This window comes from Xylanibacter rarus (genome assembly GCF_001275135.1).
In the GTDB taxonomy this organism is placed as follows: Bacteria; Bacteroidota; Bacteroidia; order Bacteroidales; family Bacteroidaceae; genus Prevotella; species Prevotella rara.
Genome location: NZ_LFQU01000081.1, coordinates 1 through 814, shown reverse-complemented (window position 1 = coordinate 814; position 814 = coordinate 1). Strand labels below are relative to the sequence as shown.

Annotated in this window: 1 protein-coding gene and 1 pseudogene; both read right to left on the bottom strand. The window is 55.9% G+C overall.

Going from position 1 to position 814, the window contains the following annotated elements:
• On the bottom strand, positions 1 to 462 hold a 462-nt coding region (locus ACU52_RS14570), incomplete at its 3' end, for a PfkB family carbohydrate kinase (protein WP_239684943.1).
• A gap of 28 nt (positions 463 to 490) precedes the next feature.
• Positions 491 to 814, bottom strand: a pseudogene (locus tag ACU52_RS14565) (sugar MFS transporter); the annotation flags it as partial.

The following is an 814-nucleotide window of genomic DNA, read 5'->3' as shown; positions in this document are numbered from 1 at the left end:
CAGGTTGATGTCGAATATCTTCAGGACGCCCTTGTCAGAGGGCATCGCGTCGAGGAACTTGCCGATCGTTTCGCGCGAAACTACGTTGCGCTGGGCCAGAGAGCCCCAGCAAACTGCACGGCAGTCGCGGGCAAGGGCCTCAAGCTCCGGGGTGAAGGGGATGTTGTCCCAGGCCACGTTCTCACGGATGTCATACGTCGGGATGCCGTCGTCGTCGAGCGTAACCTGAACAGTGCCCGTAGGATAAGGTACGCGAGGCATCATGTATTTAAGACCTTTGTCGTCAAGGGCGGCGAGGGTCTCGTCGCCTAGGCGGTCGTCGCCCACGGCGCTTACTGCCACGGAGTCGAAGCCGAACTGGCCGGCATGGTAGGCGAAGTTGGCAGGAGCTCCGCCCAGCTTCTTGCCGTCGGGAAGAACGTCCCAAAGGGCTTCGCCAAGACCTACTATTATATCTTTCATATCGTTATGCTTGTTTGTTTGAAGTTTGTCAATGTTTTACCTTGTTTATATAATAAAGGAGATAGACCACGCCGACTGACATCACGCCTACGGCTCCAGCCTGGCCTGCAGCGTCGGAGGCAAAGCCCATCAGAAGGGGGAACACGGTGCCACCGAAAAGACCCATGATCATCAGGCCAGAAACCTCGTTCTGACGATCGGGGACTGAAAGAAGCGCCTGAGAGAACACTATCGAGAAGATGTTAGAGTTGCCGTAGCCTACAAGCGCTATCGCAGTGTAGAGCACGGCCTTCGACGTGCCGAAGAACATGCCGCACATGCTCAAAGCCATCATCACAACGCTTATGGCGAA